Annotated in this window: 22 protein-coding genes; 12 read left to right on the top strand and 10 right to left on the bottom strand. The window is 37.6% G+C overall.

Translation table 11 applies throughout. The features are described from left to right. Nucleotides 1-8 precede the first annotated feature (8 nt). The 3 genes from atpG (at nucleotide 9) to lysA (ending at nucleotide 2917) form a co-directional block, all read left to right on the top strand. Complete coding sequence (atpG, locus tag FW778_RS05790) at nucleotides 9-890, top strand: ATP synthase F1 subunit gamma (RefSeq protein ID WP_150413651.1); 882 nt, start codon at nucleotides 9-11, stop codon at nucleotides 888-890. Nucleotides 891-964: 74 nt separating this feature from the next. Further along, on the top strand, nucleotides 965-1645 hold the full coding sequence (gene scpB / locus FW778_RS05785; RefSeq protein WP_150413650.1) for an SMC-Scp complex subunit ScpB: 681 nt from the start codon (nucleotides 965-967) through the stop codon (nucleotides 1643-1645). 63 nt (nucleotides 1646-1708) lie between these two features. After that, nucleotides 1709-2917, top strand: coding sequence for a diaminopimelate decarboxylase (gene lysA / locus FW778_RS05780; RefSeq protein WP_150413649.1), 1209 nt, complete (start codon nucleotides 1709-1711; stop codon nucleotides 2915-2917). Nucleotides 2918-3005: 88 nt separating this feature from the next. On the opposite strand, the gene FW778_RS05775 is transcribed toward lysA, so the two are convergent. Further along, nucleotides 3006-3473, bottom strand: a complete 468-nt coding sequence (locus tag FW778_RS05775; protein WP_150413648.1) for a hypothetical protein — start codon at nucleotides 3471-3473, stop codon at nucleotides 3006-3008. Nucleotides 3474-3558: 85 nt separating this feature from the next. Further along, complete coding sequence (locus tag FW778_RS05770; RefSeq protein WP_150413647.1) at nucleotides 3559-4842, bottom strand: sterol desaturase family protein; 1284 nt, start codon at nucleotides 4840-4842, stop codon at nucleotides 3559-3561. 201 nt (nucleotides 4843-5043) lie between these two features. On the opposite strand from FW778_RS05770, the gene FW778_RS05765 reads away from it, so the two are divergent. Then, entirely contained in the window at nucleotides 5044-5619 is a 576-nt protein-coding gene (locus FW778_RS05765; protein WP_150413646.1) for a nucleotide exchange factor GrpE, read from the top strand. Nucleotides 5620-5709: 90 nt separating this feature from the next. Further along, on the top strand, nucleotides 5710-6885 hold the full coding sequence (gene dnaJ / locus FW778_RS05760) for a molecular chaperone DnaJ (RefSeq protein ID WP_150413645.1): 1176 nt from the start codon (nucleotides 5710-5712) through the stop codon (nucleotides 6883-6885). 5 nt (nucleotides 6886-6890) lie between these two features. Here dnaJ and FW778_RS05755 read toward each other — a convergent pair whose 3' ends face one another. The 5 genes from FW778_RS05755 to FW778_RS05735 form a co-directional block, all read right to left on the bottom strand. Next, the gene (locus FW778_RS05755) at nucleotides 6891-8648 is read right to left on the bottom strand and encodes a vWA domain-containing protein (RefSeq protein WP_150413644.1); all 1758 of its coding nucleotides are present in this window, start codon (nucleotides 8646-8648) and stop codon (nucleotides 6891-6893) included. A gap of 74 nt (nucleotides 8649-8722) precedes the next feature. Beyond that, nucleotides 8723-9259 (bottom strand): hypoxanthine phosphoribosyltransferase, encoded by a 537-nt coding sequence (gene hpt / locus FW778_RS05750; protein WP_150413643.1) that lies wholly within the window; start codon nucleotides 9257-9259, stop codon nucleotides 8723-8725. Nucleotides 9260-9262: 3 nt separating this feature from the next. Next, on the bottom strand, nucleotides 9263-10429 hold the full coding sequence (locus FW778_RS05745; protein ID WP_150413642.1) for a glucosaminidase domain-containing protein: 1167 nt from the start codon (nucleotides 10427-10429) through the stop codon (nucleotides 9263-9265). A 50-nt stretch (nucleotides 10430-10479) separates the two neighbouring features. Next, nucleotides 10480-11118, bottom strand: a complete 639-nt coding sequence (locus FW778_RS05740; RefSeq protein ID WP_150413641.1) for an O-methyltransferase — start codon at nucleotides 11116-11118, stop codon at nucleotides 10480-10482. A 14-nt stretch (nucleotides 11119-11132) separates the two neighbouring features. After that, nucleotides 11133-12629, bottom strand: coding sequence for a sodium:solute symporter (locus FW778_RS05735; protein ID WP_150413640.1), 1497 nt, complete (start codon nucleotides 12627-12629; stop codon nucleotides 11133-11135). A 101-nt stretch (nucleotides 12630-12730) separates the two neighbouring features. On the opposite strand from FW778_RS05735, the gene FW778_RS05730 reads away from it, so the two are divergent. The 3 genes from FW778_RS05730 (at nucleotide 12731) to FW778_RS05720 (ending at nucleotide 14728) form a co-directional block, all read left to right on the top strand. Then, nucleotides 12731-13264: an LOG family protein gene (locus tag FW778_RS05730; RefSeq protein ID WP_150413639.1), complete on the top strand. Its 534-nt coding sequence runs from the start codon at nucleotides 12731-12733 to the stop codon at nucleotides 13262-13264. 67 nt (nucleotides 13265-13331) lie between these two features. Further along, complete coding sequence (locus tag FW778_RS05725) at nucleotides 13332-14093, top strand: SDR family NAD(P)-dependent oxidoreductase (RefSeq protein ID WP_150413638.1); 762 nt, start codon at nucleotides 13332-13334, stop codon at nucleotides 14091-14093. Between the two features lie 197 nt (nucleotides 14094-14290). Then, entirely contained in the window at nucleotides 14291-14728 is a 438-nt protein-coding gene (locus tag FW778_RS05720) for a hypothetical protein (protein WP_150413637.1), read from the top strand. A 173-nt stretch (nucleotides 14729-14901) separates the two neighbouring features. On the opposite strand, the gene sov is transcribed toward FW778_RS05720, so the two are convergent. Both sov and ruvA read right to left on the bottom strand, forming a co-directional pair. Further along, the gene (gene sov, locus FW778_RS05715) at nucleotides 14902-22116 is read right to left on the bottom strand and encodes a T9SS outer membrane translocon Sov/SprA (RefSeq protein WP_150413636.1); all 7215 of its coding nucleotides are present in this window, start codon (nucleotides 22114-22116) and stop codon (nucleotides 14902-14904) included. Between the two features lie 27 nt (nucleotides 22117-22143). Then, nucleotides 22144-22728 carry a Holliday junction branch migration protein RuvA gene (gene ruvA, locus FW778_RS05710; RefSeq protein WP_150413635.1) on the bottom strand — a complete coding sequence of 195 codons (585 nt, stop codon included), beginning with the start codon at nucleotides 22726-22728 and terminating at the stop codon, nucleotides 22144-22146. 135 nt (nucleotides 22729-22863) lie between these two features. Between ruvA and FW778_RS05705 the strand changes: the two genes are divergently transcribed. Further along, nucleotides 22864-23871: a beta-ketoacyl-ACP synthase III gene (locus FW778_RS05705; RefSeq protein WP_150413634.1), complete on the top strand. Its 1008-nt coding sequence runs from the start codon at nucleotides 22864-22866 to the stop codon at nucleotides 23869-23871. A gap of 142 nt (nucleotides 23872-24013) precedes the next feature. Continuing rightward, a complete protein-coding gene (locus FW778_RS05700; RefSeq protein ID WP_150413633.1) occupies nucleotides 24014-24292 on the top strand; it encodes a hypothetical protein in 279 nt (92 codons plus the stop codon). 3 nt (nucleotides 24293-24295) lie between these two features. On the opposite strand, the gene FW778_RS05695 is transcribed toward FW778_RS05700, so the two are convergent. Next, a complete protein-coding gene (locus FW778_RS05695) occupies nucleotides 24296-24787 on the bottom strand; it encodes a DinB family protein (protein ID WP_150413632.1) in 492 nt (163 codons plus the stop codon). A gap of 63 nt (nucleotides 24788-24850) precedes the next feature. Here FW778_RS05695 and FW778_RS05690 point away from each other — a divergent pair, with 63 nt between their 5' ends. Continuing rightward, nucleotides 24851-26074 carry a trans-sulfuration enzyme family protein gene (locus tag FW778_RS05690; RefSeq protein ID WP_150413631.1) on the top strand — a complete coding sequence of 408 codons (1224 nt, stop codon included), beginning with the start codon at nucleotides 24851-24853 and terminating at the stop codon, nucleotides 26072-26074. Nucleotides 26075-26080: 6 nt separating this feature from the next. Beyond that, nucleotides 26081-26533 carry a GNAT family N-acetyltransferase gene (locus FW778_RS05685; protein WP_150413630.1) on the top strand — a complete coding sequence of 151 codons (453 nt, stop codon included), beginning with the start codon at nucleotides 26081-26083 and terminating at the stop codon, nucleotides 26531-26533.

Raw genomic sequence — 26533 nt, 5'->3', positions numbered from 1 at the left:
CAAAAAATATGAGTGGCGCATTAAAAGAAGTTAGGAACCGTATTCAAAGTGTAAAGAGCACCCAGCAGATAACCAAAGCTATGAAAATGGTCAGCGCTGCCAAATTGCGCAGGGCGCAGGATGCAATTATACAAATGAGGCCTTACGCCCAAAAATTGCAGGAAATGCTTTCCAATATCGTTAGCAGCGCCGAAGGGGATGTGAACATGGCACTTGCCGTGGAAAGACCGGTTCAAAAGGTTTTAGTGATTGTAATAACAAGCGACAGAGGATTATGCGGAGGTTACAACAGCAATCTTATTAAGCTTGCGAAGCAGGTTATAAAAGATAAATATGCAAATTTAGCCGCACAGGGAAATGCCGAAATGTTGCCCTTAGGCAAAAAGGGATATGAGCATTTTACCAAGAATAAATTTAAAGTTATTGATAATTATTGGCACATTTTTGCTGAACTAAATTTTGATCATGTAGCTGCTGTTGCAAAATTTGCAATGGATGCCTTTGAAAAAGGAGAGGTAGACGCAGTTGAACTTGTTTATAGCGAATTTAAGAATGCCGCCACACAAAAGTTTATTGTTGAACAATTTTTACCGGTAAAAAAATCTGAAAAGAAAAAAGGCGAAGCAAAAGCAGATTTCATTTTTGAGCCGGGTAAAGATATTTTGATTAGGGAACTGATGCCTAAAATATTGAATACACAGTTGTATAAAGCCATATTAGATGCACACGCCAGCGAGCATGGCGCACGTATGACTGCTATGGACAAGGCAACAGAAAATGCAGAAGAACTATTAAAGAATTTAAAAATAAGCTACAATAGGGCAAGACAGGCTGCCATTACAACAGAACTTACTGAAATAGTAAGTGGCGCAGCCGCATTGCAAGGATAAACGCCTAACCCTCGCCGCAGGCGCGGGATTGGGAATTTTAAATTGAAAAAATATAGCCCTATCGGGTTTGGGGTATGGATCTAAGTGTAATAATCCCACATATTGAAGCACTGATATTTGCAAGCGAAAAACCTTTGCCCGTAAATGAATTGGTGGAGCACATAAATAATGCACTTGGTTTTATTGAAGACCGCGCAACGCCAGACCAGGTTGAAGCCGCGATAAAAGCCATTAAAGAAAAATATGAATCAGAATTCTATCCTTTTGAAGTGGTAGAAAGCGGTGGCGGTTTCCAGTTTTTAACTAAAAAGGAATTTCATAAAACGATTGCCCAACTTAACGGGGATAGATTTCTAAAGAAATTATCAGTTGCATCTCTTGAAACGCTCTCTATTGTTGCCTATAAGCAACCCGTTACCAAGTCGGAAATAGAAATAATACGGGGCGTTAATTGTGATTATGCTATACAAAAACTGCTTGAAAAAGATTTAATTGTTATTGTAGGAAGAAATGAAAACTCTCCCGGGAAGCCCTTAATATATGCTACTTCCAAATCCTTTATGGATTATTTTGGCATTAACAGCCCGGAAGATCTTCCCAAAATAAAAGAGGTACTTAACCAGGAAATTATTGAAGCAACAAAAGTTGAAGAGATACAATTTGAAATATCCTCACAAGAAAACCCGGAAGAATTTTTACAGGCTGAAGAGGAAACAAGTGAAGTGGTGGATATCAACGATACCATTCCTGAATAAATATTAATAAAATAATTGTTTAATTAGTTCATTGGCTGATTAACACAACATCACATTACCATTATGCCGCAGGTTTTATCTCATAAACAACTTTTATCTATAGCTGAAGAATTTGGGACTCCCGTATATGTTTATCATGCAGAAAAAATTGCTGAGCAGTATTCAAAGCTTATAAATGCATTTAAGAATACAGATGTAAAATTTTTTTATGCCTGCAAAGCATTAACCAATATTAATATTCTGCGATACATAAAATCTATAGGCGCCAATATTGACTGTAGTTCAATTAATGAAGTGAAACTGGCCTTGTATGCAGGTTTTACACCCGAAAGAATTTTATATACCTCCAATGGTATTGCATTCGACGAAATTGATGAAGCTAAAAGTCTGGGTGTAAATATCAATATCGATAGTCTTTCCAATCTTGAAAAGTTCGGTGAAAAATACGGGCATGCTTACCCGGTAGGTATTCGCCTTCGGCCTAATATTTTAGCAGGTGGAAATTTAAAGATCTCCACAGGGCATGATAAAAGCAAATTCGGTATCCCGGTAGACCAGATTGAACAAATATTGTCGGTTGTTCATAAGTATAATTTATTTATCCGTGGTTTGCAAATACATACCGGGAGCGACATTGACGATGTGGATGTGTTTGTAAAAGGCATAGAAGTTTTGTTTGATATAATTCCTCATTTTAAAGAACTGGAATTTGTTGATTTGGGCGGAGGTTTTAAAGTGCCTTATAAAGAAGGTGATACTGAAACAGATATTAATGCACTTGCACAAAAGGTAAGTGAAGCGTTTGCTAACCATCCTAATCCTGGTAATAGACATTTGCAGGTATGGTTTGAGCCGGGAAAATTTTTGGTAAGCGCTTCAGGATATTTAGTTACCCAAGTAAACGTAATTAAAAAAACCTCAGCCACAACTTTTGCAAGCGTCAACAGTGGATTCAATCATTTAATACGTCCAATGTTTTACAATTCCTATCATCGAATTGAAAACATAAGTAATGAAAACGGACCTGAAAAAAAATATTCAATCGTAGGTAATATTTGTGAAACAGATACATTTGCCTGGGATAGAAAAATCAGCGAAATAACAGAAGGTGATTACCTCGTTTTTTATAATGCAGGTGCCTATGGATTTGAAATGTCATCCAATTTTAACTCACGTTTTAAGCCGGGTGAGGTTTTAATTAAGGAAGGGAAAGCAACGCTCATCCGGCGGAGAGATTCTTTTGAGGATCTTTTACAAAACCAACTGTTATAAAAAAAGTAAACACGCATAGGCAATCGCATGCATGTTTACTTGTATTTACTCTTTCAATCATTACTGGCCTTTATGTGGCAATTGTATTTTATTCCTGGTTATTATTTCGGTCATAGTTACGGTTATTACTGTTCCCATACCTGAAATTTTGTTGGGCACTAATGATTGCCTGGTCCCGCTCAGTTTTGAGCCTGCGAATTTCTTCTCTTCTTTGCGTATGGCTCATACTTTTATTGTGCCTTGCGTCTCTTATTTGATTTTTATAGTCAAGCTTAATAGATTGAATTTGCAAAGCTAATTTGTAAGGCGTTCCTCTATACTCATACGGGGCGGGATAATCATAGGGATAACCAAACGGGTAGCCGTAGCCGGGATAACCATAATACGGATACGGAGCGCCGTAACCCCAGCCGAATCCAACTGAAGGTGAAACAATTATTCTTGTTCCTGGCCTGTAGCTATGATGATAACCGTCACGATCATGATCAACTCTTACCTGCGCAGAAGCGCCAAATGCAAGGCCAGTTGATACTAATAATATTAATAATGTTTTCATACTAAAAGTGTTTTTTATTTTCTTTTTATTAGACGTCAAAAAGTATGAAAGTGAAAGGGATAATTTACTTATAACTATTCTTTAACTAATCGTTTTGAGTGATAAAAAAACGCGGAGCTTTTGCTGGTTTAAATTCAATAAAAACAAACCATGCAGTTATGAAGGTGGATAATAGCAGCCAAGATAAAATGGGTATATTAAGTTGTATAACGGATGGAGAATTTGAAAACCATCCACCTGTTTTATAAATAATAAAGACACCCAGGATATTTTTTAAAATTTCCCATAAAAGTGCAAATCGCTTGCGGTCCATAAGTTCTGTAAATGAATAAACACTCAGGAAAATAAAAAGGCCGTACACGAAGAATCCCGGTGAACCGATGGCGGCAATATTTGCAAAAAGATAACTCGTTGCAATCAGCAATATCGTTAATTGTGTCCACGACCAAACTACCAACTCATTTGAAGATTCGGGAGCATATTTTTCGAAATGGTAAACATTGTCGATTTTATAAACAGGAAATTTTTCAGCAACGTCAGCGGGCCTCCAACCGGTTGGCATCAGCCAAATTTTAAACTTATCCTTCCATCCTTTTGTATGCCACGCATCTTTTATTAAAAGCCATGCATGAATGAAATTTATTTTTATCGGATTCCATGTTCTTGCAGGCCGTGTAATACCGTACACTGGTGGGACACCTTGTAATTCCTGCTGGAAGGTGCCAAATAATTTATCCCATATAATAAAAATCTGGGAAAAATTTTTATCAATATATTCTTTATTTATTGCATGGTGTACCCGATGATGCGATGGAGTTACAATAACCTTTTCCAGCCAGCCCATCTTATTTATATGTTGGGTATGATACCAGAACTGTGCAAATAACTGGATGGGCGCCACAATTGCAATTACTTTTGCTGGAACGCCCAGTAATGCAGCGGGAATTAAAAAAACGGTAAATACTTTCACTATTTCAGCAATGCTTTGCCTAAGTGCACAGGCAAGGTTAAACTCCTCGCTGCTGTGGTGAATAATATGTAAGTTCCAGAAAATATTGAATCGGTGTTCAATGCGATGTACCCAATAGCCCGCAAAATCTAAGGCAATAAAAGCAGCGACATATACCCAAACGACAGGCGTAAGATGAATGACTGCAATTTTATTAACGAGCCATTCGTAACTAATAATTACTACGCTGAGGCCCAGTACATCTTTGGTTACATTGGTAATGCCGGAACTGAGGCTGGAAATCATATCCATTTGCCGCACGGTATCTTTCCCCTTGTACCAGCCATACCATTTTTCTAGTAGAACCAAAGCCAGGAAAACAGGCATAGCAATCAGTAATATTTTACCGTAAGTTTCCATATAATAAATCGTTACTAAAATTACCAAACTTTATAAAAAGAATATTATAAATAATAAGGTACGCTTAAAAATTTTTCGCTGCATATCGACTCGAATAACAGCAATTTTTTCTTTTCTTTAAGAGTTCCTGTGTCAATTTGTCTAATATTTATTATTGGCAAAAAGTTTGACAATGCTACCTTTGCAGCCAATTTTTAAAAAATGGACAAAAATAAAAAGCATAAAGAAAACACTGAAATGGAAAATCAGGTAGAAGCACAGGATTTTTCGACAGATGAAAATAATAATATTGATCTGGAAGATGTTGCTGAACCCCTGGTTCCCGATGAAACAAAACAAAAACTCAGGGAAGAACTGGAAGAGCAGAAAGATAAATACGTGCGCTTATTTGCTGAGTTTGATAATTATAAAAGACGTACTTCTAAAGAACGTATTGAATTGATTCAAACGGCGGGAAGAGAAGTGATCGTTTCAATGCTGCAGGTGTTAGATGATTGCGACCGTGCTGAAAAGCAATTGCAGCAAACAGATGATGCGGAGCAAATTAAGGAGGGTGTACAATTAGTATTTAATAAGCTTAGGAAAACTTTGCAGGCGCAAGGCCTTAAAGCAATGGAAAGTCTTCATACCGATTTTGATGTGGAAAAACACGAAGCTATTACAGAGATACCTGTTGATGATAAAAATTTAAAAGGTAAGGTGGTTGATGAAATTGAGAAAGGGTATTACCTCAATGATAAATTGATACGATTTGCCAAAGTCGTTATAGGAAAATAAAAGTTCCTGACTAAAGCACCATCAGCCGGTAACTGCAACGGTTGATGGTTTTGTTTTAAGCAGTTCACAATAAATTGTATGGTAAGTTCAATGGCTTCAAAAAGAGATTACTACGAAATTCTAGGCGTAAGCAAATCCGCCGCAGCGGATGAAATTAAAAAAGCTTATCGCAAAGTGGCTATGCAACATCACCCGGACAGGAACCCCGGTGATCATACCGCTGAAGATAAATTTAAAGAAGCTGCGGAAGCCTATGAAGTATTGAGCGATCCTGATAAAAGAGCACAATATGACAGGTTTGGCCACAGCGCCTTCAGCTCCGGTCGTGGCGGTGGTGGCGGCTTTTCAGGGCAAGGCATGAACATGGACGATATCTTCAGCCAATTCGGTGATATCTTTGGCGAAGATGTTTTTGGTGGTTTTTTTGGCGGGGGCGGCAGGAGCAGCGGTCGCTCAGGAGGCAGAAGCAAAGGAACGAGGGGAAGCAACCTGAGGGTAAAAATTAAAGTGAATTATGAAGAGATAGCCAAGGGTGCCAGCAAAACTATAAAAGTGAAAAAATACATTGCCTGCAACACCTGCGGCGGTTCCGGGGCAAAGGATAAGAATAGTATGCAAACCTGCAGTACCTGTGGTGGAAATGGCCAGGTGCGCCGGGTGCAAAATACTTTTTTAGGACAAATGCAAACGGTAACTACCTGCCCTACCTGCAATGGCGAAGGCTCTGTAATTACCAGCAAATGCACTACCTGCAAAGGGGAAGGAAGAATGTATGGTGAAGAAACTGTTACGTTAGAAATTCCTGCTGGTGTCCAGGAAGGCATGCAGCTAAGCATGAGCGGAAAGGGAAACATGGGTGAGCGCGGTGGCGGCCCGGGCGACCTTATTATTTTGATAGAAGAAGAAGCACATCCCCAGTTGCACAAAGAAGGGCTGAATGTGGCTTTCGATTTATATATTTCATTTCCCGATGCGGTTTTTGGAACCAATGCAGAAGTGCCGACTATAGATGGAAGGGCAAAGATTAAAATTCCTCCCGGCACACAGAGCGGAAAAATTTTCCGCCTTAAAGGCAAGGGTTTTCCCTCAATAAATTCGCATGAAAAAGGCGACCAGCTTATTCACGTTAATGTATGGACGCCACAAGTTGTTTCGGCCGAAGAAAAGCAATCGCTGGATAAAATGATGCAAAGCGAAAATTTCAAACCCAAGCCAGATAAAAATGATAAAAGTTTCTGGGAAAAAATAAGAGAAACATTTAGCTAAAAAAATTATTCCTTTCGCTTTCTCTTCTTTTTCTTCTCGTAATAAATCACTTTGCATTTATCGATTAAACTGGTAAGTTCATTTTCAAGATAATCGCCGGGCTTGGCCGATGACACGGCAATATTTTTGATATCATCCCATTCAATGTCGGGTATGTATTGCGATTCACGCAATTTTAATCCAAACATGGTAACGGCGGATGCAAATTTAAGGCTGTTCGATATTGAATCAAAAGGCAGATAATTTTGTGAACAGATATGCGTAATGAAGACTCCTGTGGTATCTGCAGGTAACCTGTAATGCAAGGTAACATTTGCAAAATACGGTTTAAGGGGTTTAATGCTGTCCTTATTTTCAGGCACTATTTCAAATACGGCTGTATTGCCTGTGCCTGCTCCTATTTCACCACCCTCTAGTTCATCGCCTTTTTCGGCAAGTACATTCCGTTTGTTATCATACCCAATGAGCCTGTATTCTTTTACCACATCAGCATTAAAATTTACCGTTAGGTGCACATCGTTAGCAATTGAATAAAGCGTTTGTGTAAATTCAGTAACCAATACTTTTTCAGCCTCCCTTATATCATCTAAATAGGCAAAGTTTCCATTTCCTTTTTTGGCCAATATTTCAATTTTTGAATCTTTATAATTTCCCATTCCCACGCCAAGGCAAGTGAGGTAAACTCCCGTCTGTCGTTCTTTAGTTATTAATTCCTCCAATTCTTTTTCAGTCGTTTGCCCAATATTAAAATCTCCATCTGTTGCAAGGATAATGCGATTGTTTCCGCCTTTTATAAATGTAGACTCAGCAAGTTTATAGGCCGAACGTATGGCAGCTTCTCCCGGTGTATCGCCAGAGGCAACAAGCTGTTCAATTGCTTTGGTAATTTTTTCTTTTTGATCGCCACTTGTTGGTTGTAACAATACACCTACCGTTCCCCCATACGTTACAATTGAAACCGTATCTTTTTGCCTGAGATTATTTACCAGTAACCGAAACGCTTCTTTTAATAAAGGCAACCGGTTTGGAAGATCCATACTACCAGAAACATCTATCAAAAAAACAAGATTAGAAGGGGGAACTTTATCGAGATTGAGTTTCCTGCCTGAAAGATTGAGAAATAAAAGTTGATGCTGGTTGTTCCACGGGCAATCGGTTACCTGCGATTCTATCCGGAAAACATTTTTACCATCCGGTTCTTTATAATTAAAATTAAAGTAATTGAGCATTTCGTCTATGCGAACTGCATCCGGCGGAACTTTGCTATCCTGGTTAATAAATCTTCGTACGTTGCTGTAAGATGCCTTATCAATACGCATCGCAAAAGCAGTAGTATGGTTATTGCCTGCTTTTATAAAATCATTTTCAATAATGCTGCTGTAGCTTTCATTATCATAATATGCAGTAGGGTACAAGTGTCCTTCGGAGCCGATTGTGAGAGAAACCAGCTTTTGTTTTTGCGTACTAACGGAGGTTGTCAGCATTTTCAATGTTATCTCCTGGTATGCATCGGTTCTAATTTTTAATGCTCTTGTTTCATAGCCTTCTGCAGAAAAAATAAGGGAGTCGTATAAACGCGAACTGGGAATACCAAAACCACCGGTAATACCACTATAAAATAATGAGCGGGTGGCCGGCATATAAATTTTTACATTCTGTAATGGCTGATTTTTTTCATCCTTTACATCGCCCCTGATATAATGTTGTGCAGTAGTGTGGCAAACCAGGGCTAAAAAGAAAAAAGTAAAAATTACTTTTGGCAAAGGGTTGTTTATTTTGTAAGATATATGCTTATCATCAAAGCCGCAAAATCTTCTAAAAAAATGAACGTTAAATTCTATTCAACTAATTGGTATATCTCTTTAATATTTCGCCCCAAACCATCATAGTCCAATCCATAACCTATCACGAATTTATTGGGGATATTAAAGCCCAAATAATCGATTTTCAATGGATGTTGTAAAGCATCAGGCTTATGCAAAAGTGAAGCAATTTTTAAAGAGGTTGGGTTTTGATGTTCTAATTGAGGCAAAAAGTGATATAATGTTTTGCCGGTATCAACAATATCTTCAATAATAATTACTTCTCTTTTATGAAGGTCAGCATCAAGGCCTATAGCGGTGATAACATGACCTGAAGTTTTTATTCCTTTATAAGAAGCAAGTTTTATAAAACTTATTTCAGCTTCAATAGTAATATGTTTAAAAAGATCAGCTGCAAAAATAAAAGCGCCATTTAAAATGGCGATAAACAAAGGTTTCTTTCCCTCATAATCCCGGTTAATTTCCGAGGCAACTCTTTTAACCTGTTGCTCAATTTCGTCTGCGCTTAAATAAGGTATAAATTCTTTATCATGTACTTTAATAAAAGGCATAAGTTATTTTGAAATGATGAGTTGCTGTCCGGCTTGGAGATTATTATCTTTTAAATTATTCCATTCTTTAAGTTGGGTTACCGACACGCCATATTTTTTTGAAATGGCGTAAAGGCTTTCTTTCGGTTGCACTTCGTGGGTTCTCGATTCGGTTAATGAAGGAGGAGACGCATTTGTTTCTGACTTATTCTTATTTAAATCTTCCGTTACTAACGGTGGCCGAAGCAGAATTTTAGTGCCTGGATAAATATTATCTGCGGACGTAATATTATTATAATTATAAAGGTTTTGTAGGATGATCCCGTTTTTTTGTGCTATATCATACAAGGTCTCATTTTGCTGGGCTATGTAATAATCCCGGTCGCCTTCTTTTTGTTTTTTTTCAAGAAAAATATATTGATCCTTATCGAGCAAACCGTCTTTTTGTAAATCATTTATTTCGAGTAAGCGACTTAGATTGATATTATTCTGAGAGGCGATGGCAAGTAATGAAGTTCCTTTGGGAACAAACAAAGCCTTGCTTCCATTTATGGTGAGTTTAGTAGGTTCTGAAAGATTATCCTCAGCATCATTTTGCCCCGTTGATTTTAATACATCATTTACACTCTTATCTTCCGGGTCATTGTTATATTTTGATGCATCGAAAACAGGAACTTCACCAATTCCTTCCAAAGTGTATTGCTCTAAATTATTGTCTTCAATATTTTTTATAAGAATTTGTGGATACTTAGGATTGGTTGCATAACCAGCTTTCCGTAATCCATAAGCCCACGCTTTATAATCGCGGGGATCAAACTTAAAAAGAAAGGCGTACCTGTCGCTGCTTCTTAAAAAATTGGAATGGTCCCGGTAAGAATCTTCTGCATTTTTATAAGCCCTGAAACATTCGCCGGGCGCATCATCATCATGACTAACGGTTTCTGCAGTCCAGGTGCTTTTGCACTTAATACCAAAATGATTATTTGATTTCTTTACCAGATCGCTGTTGCCGTTTTCCGTTTCTAAAATTCCCTGCGCCAGTGAAATAGCGGCTGGTACGCCCATGCGTTTCATTTCGCTTATAGCAATATCCTTATAGGTTGCAACATATTCAGCCACCGTCATGTATTGCGCACAAAGTATTTGCGAAAGGGAAAAGGAAATTATTAGTAATAAGATTAATTTTTTCATTAAAAAATGTGATGAGGATTGTCTTTTAATTAAAGACAACCAAATTTATTTTACTTTTTCTGAATAAGCATCAGTCCATCTCTAACGGTCAACAGTACATGCTGTATTCTGTTATCTTTTTCCACGTGCTCGTTAAAAGCGTGAATGGCCTTTGCATTTTTCCCGGTAATATTTTCTTCGAGCACTTCTCCATGAAACAACACATTATCAGCCAATATAAATCCTTCTTTTTTCAGCAACGGCAAAGTTAATTCGTAATAATTAATATAATTTACCTTGTCAGCATCAATAAATATTAAGTCCCAGGTTTCATTTAAGGTTGGAATTATATCCAACGCATTTCCTACGTGTAAAATTATTTGTTTGGTATATAACGATTTGCTAAAATAATTTCGGGCAATATCGGCGTCTTCTTTTCTTATATCAATTGTATGTAATTGGCCATCGGCAGAAAGTCCTTTTACAAGGCATAAAGCGCTGTAACCCATGAATGTGCCTATTTCCAAAATTCTTTTTGGCTTAATCATCATGCTCATCATTTCAAGCAGTTTCCCTTGTATGGGCCCGCTCAGCATGTTTGCGTGAGGATGATTTTTTATTGTATATTTTTCAATCTCCTGCAATAAACTATCTGTAGGTGTTGTAAATCTTGCTGCGTAATCTTCAGCTTCGGTATTTATTATTTCCATTCTGTCTGAGAATTTTACAATGCCTTCTTTTTAGAAATTAATAAAAGCCCCAGGAAAGTAAGCAATCCATTTACAATAATCAGTTCTTCGGCAAATACATACCCGTTAAATAAAACAGTTGAATATTTATCAATAAAAAAACATGCTAACGGAGCTAAAATACATATAACAGGGGTTGCTTTATCCAGTACGTTTCTTTTTTTGGCATACAACGAAAAAGCAAATAAACCAATAAGAGGCCCGTAAGTATAAGTAGCCACTTTAAAAATTGCACTTACAACTGAGGCGTCATTTACGGCATTAAATAATAAGATAACAAGTAATATAAGTATAGAAAAAAATACATGCACATAAGTTCTTTTTCTAACCATTTGTTTTTCACTTTGATTTTTATTTTTATCAAAATTCAAAAAATCAATACAAAAAGAAGTAGTTAAGGCAGTAAGCCCGGAGTCAGTGGTGGCAAAGGTTGCAGCGGTAAGCCCCAGCATAAATACAACGGCGGGTACTCCTTTAAAATGATTTAAAGCAATTTCAGGAAATAAATAATCTGTCCTTGGCTGGTGGGTAACAGTGTCCAAAGGAATGGCAATTCCCATTTTCTTCGCATAGATATATAGTAAAGCTCCCACACTTAAAAAAAACAAGTTGATGAGCACAAATACAAAAGTAAATGTGAGCATATTCTTCTGCGATTCTTTTAAGTTCTTGCAACTCAGGTTCTTTTGCATCAAGTCCTGGTCGAGGCCAAACATTCCGATCGTTACAAATATTCCTCCTAAAAATTGCTTGGTGAAATGGAATTTGTTTGTAGAAAAATGCTCAGTAAAAAATATTTTTGAATAGTTGCTTTCTTTAACCGTTTTAAATGCCTCGCCAATGTTTAAATGCAAACTGTTGCAAATAAAATAAATGGAAAGAAACACTGAGGTTACTAAGAAAAAAGTTTGAAGTGAATCAGTAATGATAATTGTTTTTAATCCGCCTCTGAAAGTATATCCCCATATTAGCAATAAACAGATAACAATTGTTAACCAAAATGGAACGCCCATTTCATCGAAAATAAAACGCTGCAAAACTATTGCCACCAAATAGAGCCTGAATGCTGAACCAATAGTTCTTGAAATCAAAAAAATTGCTGCCGCAGTTTTATGGCTCACTTTTCCTAAGGTTCGTTCTATTACTTCGTAAATTGAAATCAGGTGCATTTTATAATAAAGAGGTAATAAAATTCCTGCAACAACAAAGTAGCCAACGGCGTTACCTAATACAAATTGGAAGTACCTGAACTGCGAACCAGCAAGGTTTCCAACCTCGCCGGGAACAGAAATAAAAGTTACGCCACTCAGTGCGGTACCTATCATTCCAAACGCAACAAGATACCATCTGGAAGAACGGTTCGCAATAAAAAAAGTAGCGTTATCCGATGATTTTCTGGACGTGAGATAAGAGACTACAATAAGCATTAAAAAATAGCCGATGATGAAAGAAAGTAAAACAACAGGAGACATAAGCGTGATTGAAAGTCTGCCGACAGGCAGGAGTTTTTATATAAAAGAAAATTAGGTTTTAAAAGTTTTTATTTTGAAATTTATTCAAGATAAATAAAAATATGGCAATAACATCTTTGGCCGTTTTTTGTGGTTCAAAAGAAGGAAATAATCCGTTGTTTTGTGAGCATGCAAAGGAATTAGGGTACCTGCTCGCTCAAAAAAATATTACACTGATTTATGGCGGAAGTAATAAAGGAATTATGGGCGCCGTTGCCAATGGTGTTCTCGAAAAAGGAGGGAGAGTAATAGGAGTAATTCCAAAACTTTTAAATGGTATTGAACATAGCCATGCCGGAATTTCTGAAATGCATGAAACAGAAGATATGCATGAAAGAAAAAAAATGCTGTATGCAAAAGCAGACGCGGCATTGGTTTTGCCCGGCGGATATGGAACGATGGATGAACTTTTTGAAATGCTTACCTGGAATCAACTGAATATTCATGATAAAAAAATTTTTATTCTTAACTCCGCGGGATTTTACAACCATCTTATTGCCCATTTTAAAATGATGGAACAGGAAAACTTTTTATATAAAAAAATCACAGAACAGTTGACAATTATATCTTCTCCCCAGGAGCTAATTTTAATTTAACAGGTTTTCATTTTCCTACGCAAAATATTTTTAAATAATTTTAGTGAATTAACCTTAAACATATTTAATGAATCGTGTTGTTTTTATTACAGGAACTACTTCAGGAATCGGTAAAGCATGTGCCGAAAAATTTGCAGCGGCGGGAGATAACATTATTATAAACGGACGAAGGGAAGAGCGGTTGATTGAATTAAAATTATCGTTGGAGAGTCAATATAAAATTGAAGTTCTGATAGCCGCTTTTGATGTGCAAAGCAAAAAAGAAGTTTTTGACTGCATCAATTCTTTTCCCGACAAATGGAAAAGTGTTGATATCTTGATTAATAATGCAGGGCTGGCGCTTGGCAGAGATTTCTTTGACGAAGCATCACTCGATGATTGGGATACGATGTTACAAACCAATGTAAATGGTTTACTGTATGTGAGTAAAGCAATTTTACCATTTATGGTTGCGCGAAACCAGGGGCACATAATTAATCTTGGATCTGTTGCAGGGGATGATGTGTATGAAAAGGGAAATGTCTATTGCGCCAGTAAAACCGCGGTGGAAGTAATTAGCAGGGCCATGAGAATTGACCTGTTACAACATTCTATTAAGGTAACTAATATTAAGCCGGGTGCTGTAGAAACTGAGTTTAGTACGGTGCGGTTTAATGGCGATTCGGCCAAAGCTGCAAAAGTTTATGAAGGATTTACCCCGCTAACCGGAACCGATATTGCACAAGCTATCTTTTACTGCGCTTCTCTTCCTGCAAATGTTTGTATTAACGAACTGGAGATTACACCCGTGGCGCAGGCAAATGGTATTTTTTTACTTAAGAATTTGTAGTTACTGCAACAAATTTTCTACTAAATCGTTAAGAAAGGGAAGATTAGGTTAAAAAGTAGACAATTCACTTCTTTTTAAGCTAAGAAAAGAGGCTGTTCACTTTAAAAAGCCAGCTATTTTTTGTAACATTGTTCATTCAATCTCCTTGTACCTGCATGAAAAACCTTTTGAAAATTCACGTATTAATTTTGGTATGTTTGGCATTTCAATTTTCAGTTTATAGTCAGGATGTTATCCGGCAGGTTTCCTGTTTCGACTCTACACTTAAAAAAGAAGCGGATAGCTTAAAAGAAAGTTTTTATAAACAGGGATTTATAGTAGTTAAAGAAGCAACGATGATGATGGAAAGCGAATACGAAATGCCCGTGATCGTACCATTAACGCAGGGAAGCTGGTACCAGTTTGTTTTTATTGGCGATCTTAGTTCAAAATTATATGAAGTAAGAATGTACGACTACAATGAAAAACAGGTAGTATATGTAAAACATTATGCGCAGGATAAGATGGCCAACATTATAAGTTACTCTTATATTCCTAAATTTACAGAATACCACATGATAAAACCGGTGCAGGTAAACAAATTAAAAAAGAAAAATGTGTGCGGATATATTATGATGCTGAAGAAAGTAAAATAGTTTTTTTGTATGCTTGTTGATAACTTAACCCGGAGCGTGATTAACTCCGGGTTTTTTATGCAGATACTTCAAATGTTTCAAAGGCGAAAAGGCATTAAAGATCTTGTTTATCGCAACGGCTTATTACTCTTACGCCGAACGAATGATTACCTGAATAAGAACAAATGATTAATCTATTGACTTAGCGAAATTCTTACCTGGACTCCGGCCCGTGTATCAACCGTTGGAGGCGATGATGAGATATATGGATTTACCCGACGCTGATCAAAATATAATTTTACATTTATGCGGTTGCTGATATAATAATCTATGGTCGGACTGATAGTAATTTCTTTACTACCATTCGTTGCAAAAGCACTGTTCTGGTCGAGCCGGCTATTAGAAGTGACATTATCTCTTACAGAAAAATCTAGCCTGAAGTTCATCTCGTTGTCCAGCTTCTTACTGTCTTTTTTCGCAAACGGTACTTTAAAAGGAAGTTTCAAACCTTTCTTACGGAATCCACCGCCAAAAGTATATTGAGTAGAGCGTACTTCGCTCAACTGGTAGTCAATAAGACTGAGACTCAGTTGCCGCTGTTTTAGATATTCAAATTTCAGGCTGAGTTGGTTGGTAAAAGTCATATCAATACCCAGTAAAGGAGCAAACTGTTCCTGTATGGTGATATTTGGAATTAAAAAGAATGGTATGTAGTTATTATTACCAGCAGTGGTATCAATAAATGAAGGATAACCATATCTCGAAACGTCCTGGTAGTAGAGTGCCGAAGTAAAACTATTCATGCCAAGGCTTGCATTATAAGCATGCGTTAAGGAGAAATTAGTAAATATTTTGTCCAGTCCGGGTACGCGGCTTAAGCCGTTAAAAGTAATTCTCCAGTTAGGTTTGGGCAAAATATCCCTGAAAGGATTGGATTTTATATTGGAATTATTTTGTCTTACTAACGAAACTTTTAAAGGATCCTGGCCAGTATAAGCAGCAATAAATGAAGGAACTAATACATCTACTGCATACCGTCCATAGCCCAATGCATATCCATCATTGGAGATGGGGTTACCTGCTAATTTATTATAGGTATTTTGCTGACCCAACCGTTTTGATAATATCTGCCGGTAATCCTGGAACTTTAGAAAAGTGGAAGATATTTGGTTAGGATCATATTTCCCAAAAAGTGTATTAAACGCAATATAACTAACGCTAAATCCGCCCTGTACGTAAGGACTTAGGTGAGAAAAATGGTTACCCGTTCCGGTTGTATCCTTAAATGTCTCTGAGAAATTTTTTGAAAATGTTTTATCAATATTTACATCTATAGTCAAATCCCTTACCGGCTCAAGCTGTGCGGAAGCTGAAATTTTTTGATCAAAACTCTGAACAAATAAATCGTTAAAAGTAGAATCTCTTGTAATCAATCCCTTTCGGGCAGCTTTGTTCAGCCAGTTGGTATCAGGTTGTCTTCCCAAAATGAAATCAAATCCTGGCGCCATACTTCTGAAATTTTCACCTAAAATTTGTGTACTGTCTGTATAGCCCGGTAATCTTGTATGACTATTTTGAGAAACTGTTGCATTAATTGATTTTATACTGGTCAATAATTTGCCTAAAACTCTTGCTGGGCCATTTACTTCAGGTAAGGTATTGTTATTTGGCTTAGGTGCCAACTGGGTTTTTGGATTAGGTTTTTTTGAGGCAGATGTATCTCTTTCTGTCTTCTGCCTGGGTTGGTCAATTGCTCTTAACCATTTCGATTTGCTGTAAAGTCTTGTAAAATCGAGCTGGAGATTTGCTTCTTCCTGTTGCCCGTTTTCTAAAAAATTACCAAGATTTACTGCAAGCCTTGATGCTCCAATCCATTGATAATTGGCTGTATAGCCCAGGCGTAAAGTAGTCCAATCCGTTAATGGAAATTTATTGAGTGGTACGTTATAAGAAAAATTAATTGTCTGGGTAAATACAGTATTGCGACCACCGGCAAAGAAGTTTCTCCTTACCGTATCCTGCTTTGCTTTTGTATTCAGTCTGCCATACGGCTCATCAATTCTTGCATTATTAAGGGCGGAATAATCAATGTTGAAAGAATGGGTAATATCCCATCTTACAATATAATTTCTGTCGAAAGTAAAATACTTATCAAACGTTTCAGGAATTACATATTTTTCTCCCCCGATACTTCTTGGTTTTATTACACCAAATTGCCTGAATATATCCGCTCTGAAACTAAACTGTGAAGGAAGTGGATTAATATTAAAATCTTTTATAAGGTCGAACCAATGTGTTTTAGTTTTCTTGAATAACTTTTTAAAAGGTTCAAAATATTTTGGCTGGGGAGTAAAATTGTACCCAACTCCGGCTCTTTGCTTAGTTACATTATCATATTCAATCAGCGGATTATGCGCTTCAGTTTTTGTATAAGAATAACTAAGGTCAACATTTTCGATGTCCCATGGTTTCGGTTTTTTATTGCTGGTTCTGTTTTTATGAACGTTTGTAAAGCTGATGGTTTTCGTGGAAGTAAAATCCACCGCATCGCTTCTTATAGAATCTCTTTCCCGTTTTGGCGCCTGGCTAAGCTTTTGTTTTAAGGTAATATCCTGGTCTAACGGGTCATATTGGGGGGTGCTTACCGCTTTTGAATAACTTGCATAAAAAGGAATCGATAATGCAGCTTTCTTTGGCAACAATTTACCAAGTTCAAGGTTGGCTGCGGCATCAAGCTGTAAAAAATAATCTTTATATCTTTCACCCACCCGTTGCTCAAGTGTGCCAAAGCCATGGCTATGTGTGTTGGCAGAAAGGGAAATTGTTCCAAGGTCAGCGAGATTGGCATCCACACGGGCCAATGATGCCCAGCCTCCCTTTTCGTCGAGAGAAGACAGGCGCAATTCATTAAACCAAAGTTCTCCGCAAGCCGATCCACCGTTCACAGTTTTTACACCCATTAAAATACCGGTTACCTGGCCCAAATTCGGATTTCCTATTATCGAGTAAGTTTGACCGTTAGACTGTAATTGCGAGTACAGGGCATTGATAGGAGCGGTGGATAAATTTCTTAAGTTTTTAATTTTAGTAAGCACATCAAGGTCCAGGTCAAGATTGTTTCGTTGTATCCATAGCGTATCATTATATTCCCTGCTATCGGGATTAAGACCTGTATTTAAAGGCGTAAGTTTTAATGGAATTTTTACTTCGTAATAATTGGAAACAAAGTCACTTCCTATTCTAACAACGGCTACGAGGTCATCGTCGTTGAGTTGGGTCTGTAAAGTTTTTTCTGCATGAATATACATTTGCAGTTTACGAAACTGCCTTAAATCCCTGTTAGCAAAAGTTTGAAAAACGGCTTTACCATCATTTTTATTAAGCCCGCAAAATTGCAGCGTAAGTGATTGTTCGTTTTGTAAAAGATTTACGCCATTGTTACTCAGGGTTTGCACTCTTTGTATGTCCGCCGGAGTGCGATAAGGCAAAGGTGATCTCTTATCATTTTCTTCAATATTTACAGCTCCTACATTAAAATCGTTGGTAACCTCAGGACTATAATTGCCAGTGGTATCTATTTTATATTGAAATTTTCTCCAGGTATTTCTTACGAGAGCCAGCTTTCCAAACCGCACAACAACGCTGTCATCAAAACCAGTTAGAAACATTCTTATAAATCGTATGGATTTAAAATCAGGAATGTTGCCGATTTTTTTATTATAATTTTCAATCGGGATTCTTAACTGGTACCACGTTTCAGGCCTCGATGTACCATCAACAAGTTTTACATTAACTACTTTTTTATCCACGATAAAATTTTGACCGATATTCATCTCCGGGCTGGTAGGAGGTTTCAGGTCCACCGTGTATTGAAAATATTCTTCGGTTTCATTGAGCGTATTATCGCGGTTCAAATCTTCCTGGTCGGGATAAAGCGTTGCGGCAGAAGAATATTGCGAATTATTATCAGCAATCGGTGAATTACCTTGCGGGCTGTTGAAGTTCTTATAACGTGTAAGTATATCCGCATTTAGCTTGTCGAGATCGCTCCCGCGATAATAATGGTAGTTATCTGAAGAAGGGTCTGCCAATGCATTTTTGTATGCCTGTGAGCCCGTACCAAAATTGGCGGCAAGTACATTTAAATAATCGGTTCTGCGTTTTGTTATTTCAGCACTATCAGTCAATCCGTCAAAACCAACATCCTGGTAAGGCCTGTCGTTAGGATCATTGCTAAATGCATTAGTTACCTGCGTCGGATTACGCGGTACTACGCCCCAAATCGATGTATCGACCTGTGCGGGAAGATTTGGAGTAGGAAGGCCATTTTCATAAAATCTCCGGGAATCTTTCAGTACATCTTCTGAAATGTTTCCAAGGTTTATAAAAAATTTCCCTCCGTTACTTGCGGGGTTATTTATAAAAGGATCCTGAACCCAGCATTCAATGTATTCCACATTTGCCGTTTCAAAGTCAGTCTGGTCAATGCTTCTCATTAAGCCGCCCCACCGTTTGGACGGATTAAGTAATTTACCAGAGGGTGAAACGTCCGCCGCAGATGCATCATAATTATAGGGTCCGCGATCCGTTGGGTAATAAGCAAGATCAAAAGTAACCAACTGGTTTTGGCCAAAGTCGGTGGTGATCTGCGGAAAAATTTCAGTCTGTGAAATTGCACGCACCCTGGCATCGGAAAGAGCCGTTTTATTTCCCCGCAAGGGATTATTTATATTTTTAGGGTCCTGTAAAGTGGGTTCAATTTGATACCACGCAATTTTTGCCCTGTTTTTGCCATAGTCTAAATTGTCGTTGTTGGCTGCTTCGGGAAATAGAAGCGTGTTTCCGCTGGAATCTGTAGCCCCGTAAGGAGTGGAAGCCAACGCCCAACTGATAGGAGGGAAGCGAAGATCAATGTCGCTTTTGCTTCCTTCAAAATCATCAATGTAAACAACGCCGTTGCTGCCTTTACCTATTTGTGGTGCATGGCCGGGTTTTAAATAAGCCGCTTCGGCGTAAGCGTTTATAGCTGATGGTGCTGTGGTGGTATAAAATGGAAGCTTATCCAATAACTTTGTTAACCTCGGAACGTCTTTGTGGTAATTCACATCCAACCCATACATGGTATTGCGGATAGGATCTTCGCCATAATCAACTTTTGTAAAGAAGGGTCTTTCACTTAACCTAACCATTGTACCACCAATGGTAAGTTGTTCTTTGGCCGTATTTTTAACCTGGTAATCCAATCTTAAACCTAAATAGCTTTTCTGCTGTAGACCAAAGGTGGCGTTGTTTTCAAAGTTAACCTGCACCGGTACGCCGGCGTTAATAATCGCCTGGTTAATTACCTTAATTGTACCAAGGTCATAATTGATGGTGTAGTCTATGTTTTCACTTAGCCTTTGGCCGCCGGCACTAACGGTTACCGAGCCTGGCGGAATATTATAGCCGATACTTATATCAGAGGAAGAGGATGATTTTGCCGAGCCTTTTATTACAAACCGGTCCAGGTTTGGAAATTGCTGTTGGGCGATCACTTTTATTGAATCGTATAATGGATAATATAAACTATCTCTCGCAATTGTTGTATCTGTAAAAACTTTGGGCGCAAGATCGCGGCCGAAGGGCTGCAATAATGGAAATATAACCCTACTGTATTGCGGAAGAACAGTATAACCTTGCACGAAATCAAAAACCCCATCGGGTTGAGGATCGTTTTGATTATTCAGCCTGTCAAGATTTACTAAGGTTAAAATAGGTGTACCCAAATTAAGGTTGCCAAAGGGAAGGTATCTTTTTGCGCCCAGTCCCGGTTGTTCATATAATACATTCAGGTTAAAATCCTGTTGGTCGAGTGTTCCAAAACCCACGCTGTAAACGTTCTTCATCATCAATTGCCATATAGGAAGATTGGGCCTTTGAGATGTCGCTTTCAATAATTTAAGAAACAAAACTTTTTGATTTGCTGATGTTGAATCTGGCGGAATATCCTGTGAAAACTCACCCACCTGGTAAATTCTTCCGTTATAGGAATATTGATAAGCAACTGCAAGCACTTCATCAGCCTGTAATGGCTGACTCAATGATAAAAAACCAACTTTAGCATTGTATATATATTGAGTAGAATCCAGTTTTCTTGCAAATGTTTTTTCAAAATCCTGAACAGGACTTAATCCCAATGTAGTTTGCAATTGATTTGTAATCAGTGCAGGGTTTCGGCTATTAGGATTGCTGGTAATATCCCGGTATTCTGAGTTGGCATTATTATCAGGTAAATTTCCTGTAACAGTAAAAGGATGGTAGGGATTATTTTCTCCTAAATCCATCAGCCCAACAATTTCTCTTGCATTGGTAGTAGATCCATTTTTATTGGTTACCCATACTTCCATTCTTAAAATATTTACCGGGGTTGTTATCGCCGGTAAATTGCTCATCGCTTTATTGTAATTGTTTTTAAAATACTGGCCCAGTAAAAAGTGCCTGTTCTCTTCATAATCATCAGCTTTAAATTCAAATTGCTGTGCCGCGCTTCCGCCCTGCAGGTTTACTGACTGTCTTTGTGATTTTTGATTAGCTAAAATAGCTGTTACAAAAAGCTTCCCAAATTGTAATTGAGTTTTTATTCCAAACAAAGATTGTGCGCCCGGAATCAATGTGCTCCTTGAAGGAAAAGAAACATTACCTGCTTCAAAACGCTTTAAGATTTCATCATCCTTCCCGGTATAATCAAGTTTAAGCTGGTTTGTAAAATCGAAATTGGCAAGTGTATTATAACTAATTGGAAATTTTAATTTATCCCCTATATTGGCATTTACATTTAATTGTGTTGCCATATTAAAATCGAGTCCGCCATTTTTCCTCGCCCTTTCAGCCAGCGTGGGATTTTTGGTATTTTGTCCCTGGTATCCTGCAGTAATATCTACATTTCCCTGCGGTTGAATATCTATTTTACCGTTTCCAAATAACCGGTTGAATAGATTGTCGTAGATGCTTAGTTTTGGTTTTACCTGGCCCCGGTTAAGTATATTTAAGGTATTTGCTCTCTTTCTAAAATAATCCGTTTCAGCCTTGTGGGCTTGCATTTGCATAAATTCATCGAATGTATAAGAAGTAGGAGTTCTGTAATATTTGTTGCCGATTTTTTCATAAACAGTATATTTTTTTGTGGCTGGATCGTAAGCGATGGAGTCGGTAATATTAGAAGGATTGGCCAGGTCAAAAGTGTTTCTTTGATTGGAAAAGAAATCTCCTCTTGTATCATGAATAGGATAAGGCAACGAATCGTTTGTATAAAGCCTGGTGGTATCCTGTGCCGTTGCACGATTGATTCCTGTAAATGAAAATACCATCCCGCATACACAAGCCATTAACAACCCAAAAAAATTTGGAGCCAGGTCTTTTTTAAACAACATCCCACGATTAATTAAGGTAGATTTCTGTCAAATAGCTTTTAGGGCTTTTTTTATTAATTCTTCAAGGTTGTTTATTGTTGGGTTGGAAATTACGATTTTTTTAATTGATTGTTCGGCAACTGGCTTTCCGATTCCAAGGGCCACCAATGCATTTAACGCATCCTGGTGCAAAGTATTGCCAACAGTTGTATTTAAAGGTTCAGTTGATGATAATTTTGACATTTTATCTCTAAGTTCAAGAACGAGTCGTTCGGCTGTTTTTCTACCGATACCTTTCACGCTCTCCAATAAAGAAGCATTGTTTTGCAGGATTGCTTTACTGATTTCTTCAGGCTTTAAATGAGACAACATCATTCTTGCCGTTGCTGCACCCACGCCGGAAACACTTATCAACATTACAAACATTTCTTTTTCCATTGAATCAAAAAATCCATACAAAGTATGCGCATCTTCCTTTACCTGCATGTAAGTATATAGTTTTCCTTCGTTTAATTTTTGAATGTGAGAATAGGTGTTTAAACTAATATTTACTTCATACCCTAAACCTTGCACATCCACATAAACAACGGTTGGAGTTTTATACAAGAATTTGCCTGATAAATATGCTATCATACATTTTTTAAGAGTGCCAAAAATAAGTAATTCACTGTAATGATGCCATATAAAAATATTCGCCTTACTTCACAATCGAAGCTGATAATAAAGTATGTTGTATTTTTATCCCCTCAAAAAAGACTGATTGAATAAATGGATAAAAAAATTACAGCCGCGATTACAGCCGTTGGAGGCTATGTTCCCGATTACCGACTTACTAATGCTGAGCTTGAAACGATGGTTGACACCAATGATGAATGGATAAAATCGAGAACGGGTGTTGAAGAAAGAAGAATTCTTAAAGGAGAAAATAAAGGGGTTTCAGAGATGGCAATTCCCGCGGTGTTGGAGCTTTGTAAAAAAAGAGGAATAGATCCTGTGGAAATTGATTGTCTTATTTGCTGCACTGTTACGCCTGATATGACGTTTCCTGCAACCGCAAATATTATAACTTATAAAATTGGGGCTGTTAATGCATTTGGATTCGATCTTTCAGCAGCCTGTTCCGGGTTTTTATTTGGAGTAACAACAGGAGCATCTTTAATTGAAAGTGGCCGTTATAAAAAAGTGGTGGTGGTTGGTACCGATAAAATGAGCGGCATTGTAGATTACAGCGATCGTAAAACCTGTGTACTTTTTGGAGATGCCGCAGGTGCTATTTTATTAGAACCGAATGAAGACGGATATGGAATACTTGATAGTCTTTTAAAAACTGACGGAAGCGGTGCTGAATATCTTAAGATGGTTGCCGGTGGCTCTGCTAAGCCGGCTTCAGTAGAGACAGTATTAGCAAAAGAACATTATATCTTCCAGGAAGGACCGTCAGTGTTCAAGTTTGCTGTAAAAGGAATGGCAGATGTATCCTACGAATTGTTGGAAAGAAATCATTTAACGGGCGATGATATTGCATGGCTGGTTCCTCACCAGGCCAATAAAAGGATAATTGATGCAACCGCCAACCGTATGGGATTAAGTATGGATAAGGTGATGATTAATATTCAACGGTATGGCAACACAACTTCTGCAACAATACCTTTGTGTTTGTGGGAGTGGGAAAACCAGTTGAAGAAAGGCGACCTTATTGTATTGGCTGCTTTTGGCGGAGGCTTTACGTGGGGCGCAACACTGGTGAAGTGGGCGTATGATACTCCAAATTCATAAGAGATGCGCAGTTTCTGTCACACAGCTATTGAATAAATCAATTTTGTAAGTCTTCTTTAGTTAAAATACGTTGAGAACGATACAATGGCACCATATTAGATAGAATCTATTAATCAATATTTTTTAATAAAAAGAAATTACCATGGACAAAACTGAAAAATTACACCTGATGGAAAAGATACTTCGTGAGTTGGATGACGTGGCTAACAGCCAAACTTCACTACTGAAAAAAGTTGCCCAGCTCGAAGCAGAAAACATAAATCTTGGAAACGGGTTACTCGAAAAACAACTTCCCGAAATTCATTCTAAAACAGATGATGCTCTTAATGCGGCTATAAAACTGCAGGCAGAATTTGCTGAAGTAAAAGATAAATTCATTAAGGATAATAAGCTGGATGAAGTATTACCTGAAGCAAAGTGACAATTATTTCTTCCTGCAAAAGACAATGAAGTCTGTTGCCGGAATTTTTTCAATTCCATTTTGCCGCATCATTGTCACTAATTGCCCGCGATGAAAAGTCTGGTGATTAAATAAATGAACCAGCATTTCAAATACTGGCTGTTTAAAATATTCTTTTTTTGAATTGTGATAAGCAAAAACATGGGTAAGATTAATTTCATTTGAATTGGATATCCAGTCACTCCACTGTTTGGAAAGGGATAAAAGTTCTTTAGAAAGTTCTTCAAAATTTCCCTTAAAATTTACGCCGGGCCACTCCACATGTTCCTGGAGTTTTAAGCGTTGCCACCAAATACTTTCTACATCCATTAAATGTATAACCGTTTTATAAATACTTGAAAAGCTGCTTTTCGTTTCTTTATAAATAATATCTTCCGGTAACTGAGCAATTCTTTCCATAAGTGTTTTATTTGCCCAAAGATTGTATGCAGCATATTGTTGCAAAAGTTGCTTCATGTTTTTACTACTTTTGCCAAACTTAAATATTCATTTTTTTATTTTGGCTTATTAATTATACACATGCCTTCACAAAAAGATTTTCTCAAGGGATTTGGTTCGGTAGCTATTCATAGTGGTCACGAAGCCGATGGTAATAACGCTCACCTTACACCTATTTATGCAAGCAGCACCTATGTTTTTGATACTGCGGACCAGGGCATGCGGCGTTTTAATGGTGAAGAGAAAGGTTATATATACAGCCGTTGGGGCAATCCTACAATGACAGAGGCGGAACAAAAAATTTCGGCTTTGGAAAGTTTTGGTATTACTAAAAATGGCGAGCCACTTCAATTAAAATCAATCCTGCATTCCAGTGGTATGGCCGCTATAAGTGCTCTGCTGTTGGGTGTTTTAAAAAGTGGTGATAAAATTTTATCCCATTTTTCCTTATACGGTGGCACTCAGGAATTAATGGATAAAGTGCTGCCGCAATTAGGAATAGAAACGGTAATAGTTGACCTGCGGGATTTAAATAAAGCCGAAGAGGTGTTAAAAAATGATGACAGGATAAAATTGCTATACCTGGAAACTCCTGCTAATCCTACCATTCAATGCGTAGATATTGATGAACTAACGAAGCTGGCTAAAAGAAATAATTTAATAGTGGCTGTAGATAATACTTTTGCCACCCCTTACCTGCAACAACCTTTTAAATATGATGTTGATTTTGTGTTTCATTCTACAACCAAATTTTTAAATGGCCATGGTACCGCTATTGGGGGAGTAATTGTTGGTAAGGATCTTGAGTTTATGAACGGCCGTATGGAAAAAGTGCATCGTTTATTGGGAGGCAACTCCAACTCATTTGATGCATTTCTATTAACCCAGGGAATGAAAACGCTGGAAGTAAGAATGGAACGTCATTGTAACAATGCCATGCAGGTAGCTAAGTTTTTGCAACAAAATAATTCAATTGCAAAAGTGAATTATCTTGGTCTTACTTCTCATCCTGATTATTCAACAGCAAATAAACAGATGAAACATCCGGGAGCTATGTTAAGCTTTGAATTAAAAGATGGACTGCTTGCAGGAAAAAAGTTTATAGATAAATTACAAATGTGCGTAAGAGCCGTTTCTTTGGGAACATGCGATACGCTTCTGTCGCATCCTGCATCAATGACTCATTTTGGAGTACCAAAAGAAAAGAGAGAAAAATATGGAATCACCGATGGACTTATAAGAATGAGCGTCGGAATTGAAAATGTAGAAGACATTTTAAACGATTTAGACCAGGCTCTTAAATAATTATGGATGAATATTTCAATAAGAAAAGCAGAAAGAAAAGATTGTAAAAGGCTGATGGAACTGATATATGAGCTCGCGGTTTTTGAAAAGGCACCACAGGAAATGACCGTTTCATTAGAACATTTTGAAGAAAGCGGCTTTGGACAAAATCCTGTGTGGTGGGCATTTGTGGCTGAAGTGGACGGCAAAGTTGAAGCCTTTGCTTTATATTATATTCGTTATTCTACGTGGAAGGGGCAGCGTATGTATCTTGAAGATATTTTAGTGAGCGAAGAGTTTAGGGGCAAAGGAATCGGTAAGTTATTATTTGATAAATTATTAGAAGAAGCGGAAGACAGAAAATTGAGTGGCATTGCTTGGCAGGTACTTGATTGGAATGAGTCGGCGATTAATTTCTATAAAAAATACAAAGGGGTAAAATTCGACGACAGCTGGGTGAATTGCGCTATAAATTTTTAA

The sequence above is a fragment of the Ginsengibacter hankyongi genome (genome assembly GCF_008710285.1).
Classification (GTDB): domain Bacteria; phylum Bacteroidota; class Bacteroidia; order Chitinophagales; family Chitinophagaceae; genus Ginsengibacter; species Ginsengibacter hankyongi.
The sequence above is the reverse complement of the archived record's forward strand: the minus strand, read 5'-3'. Positions and strand labels throughout refer to the sequence as shown.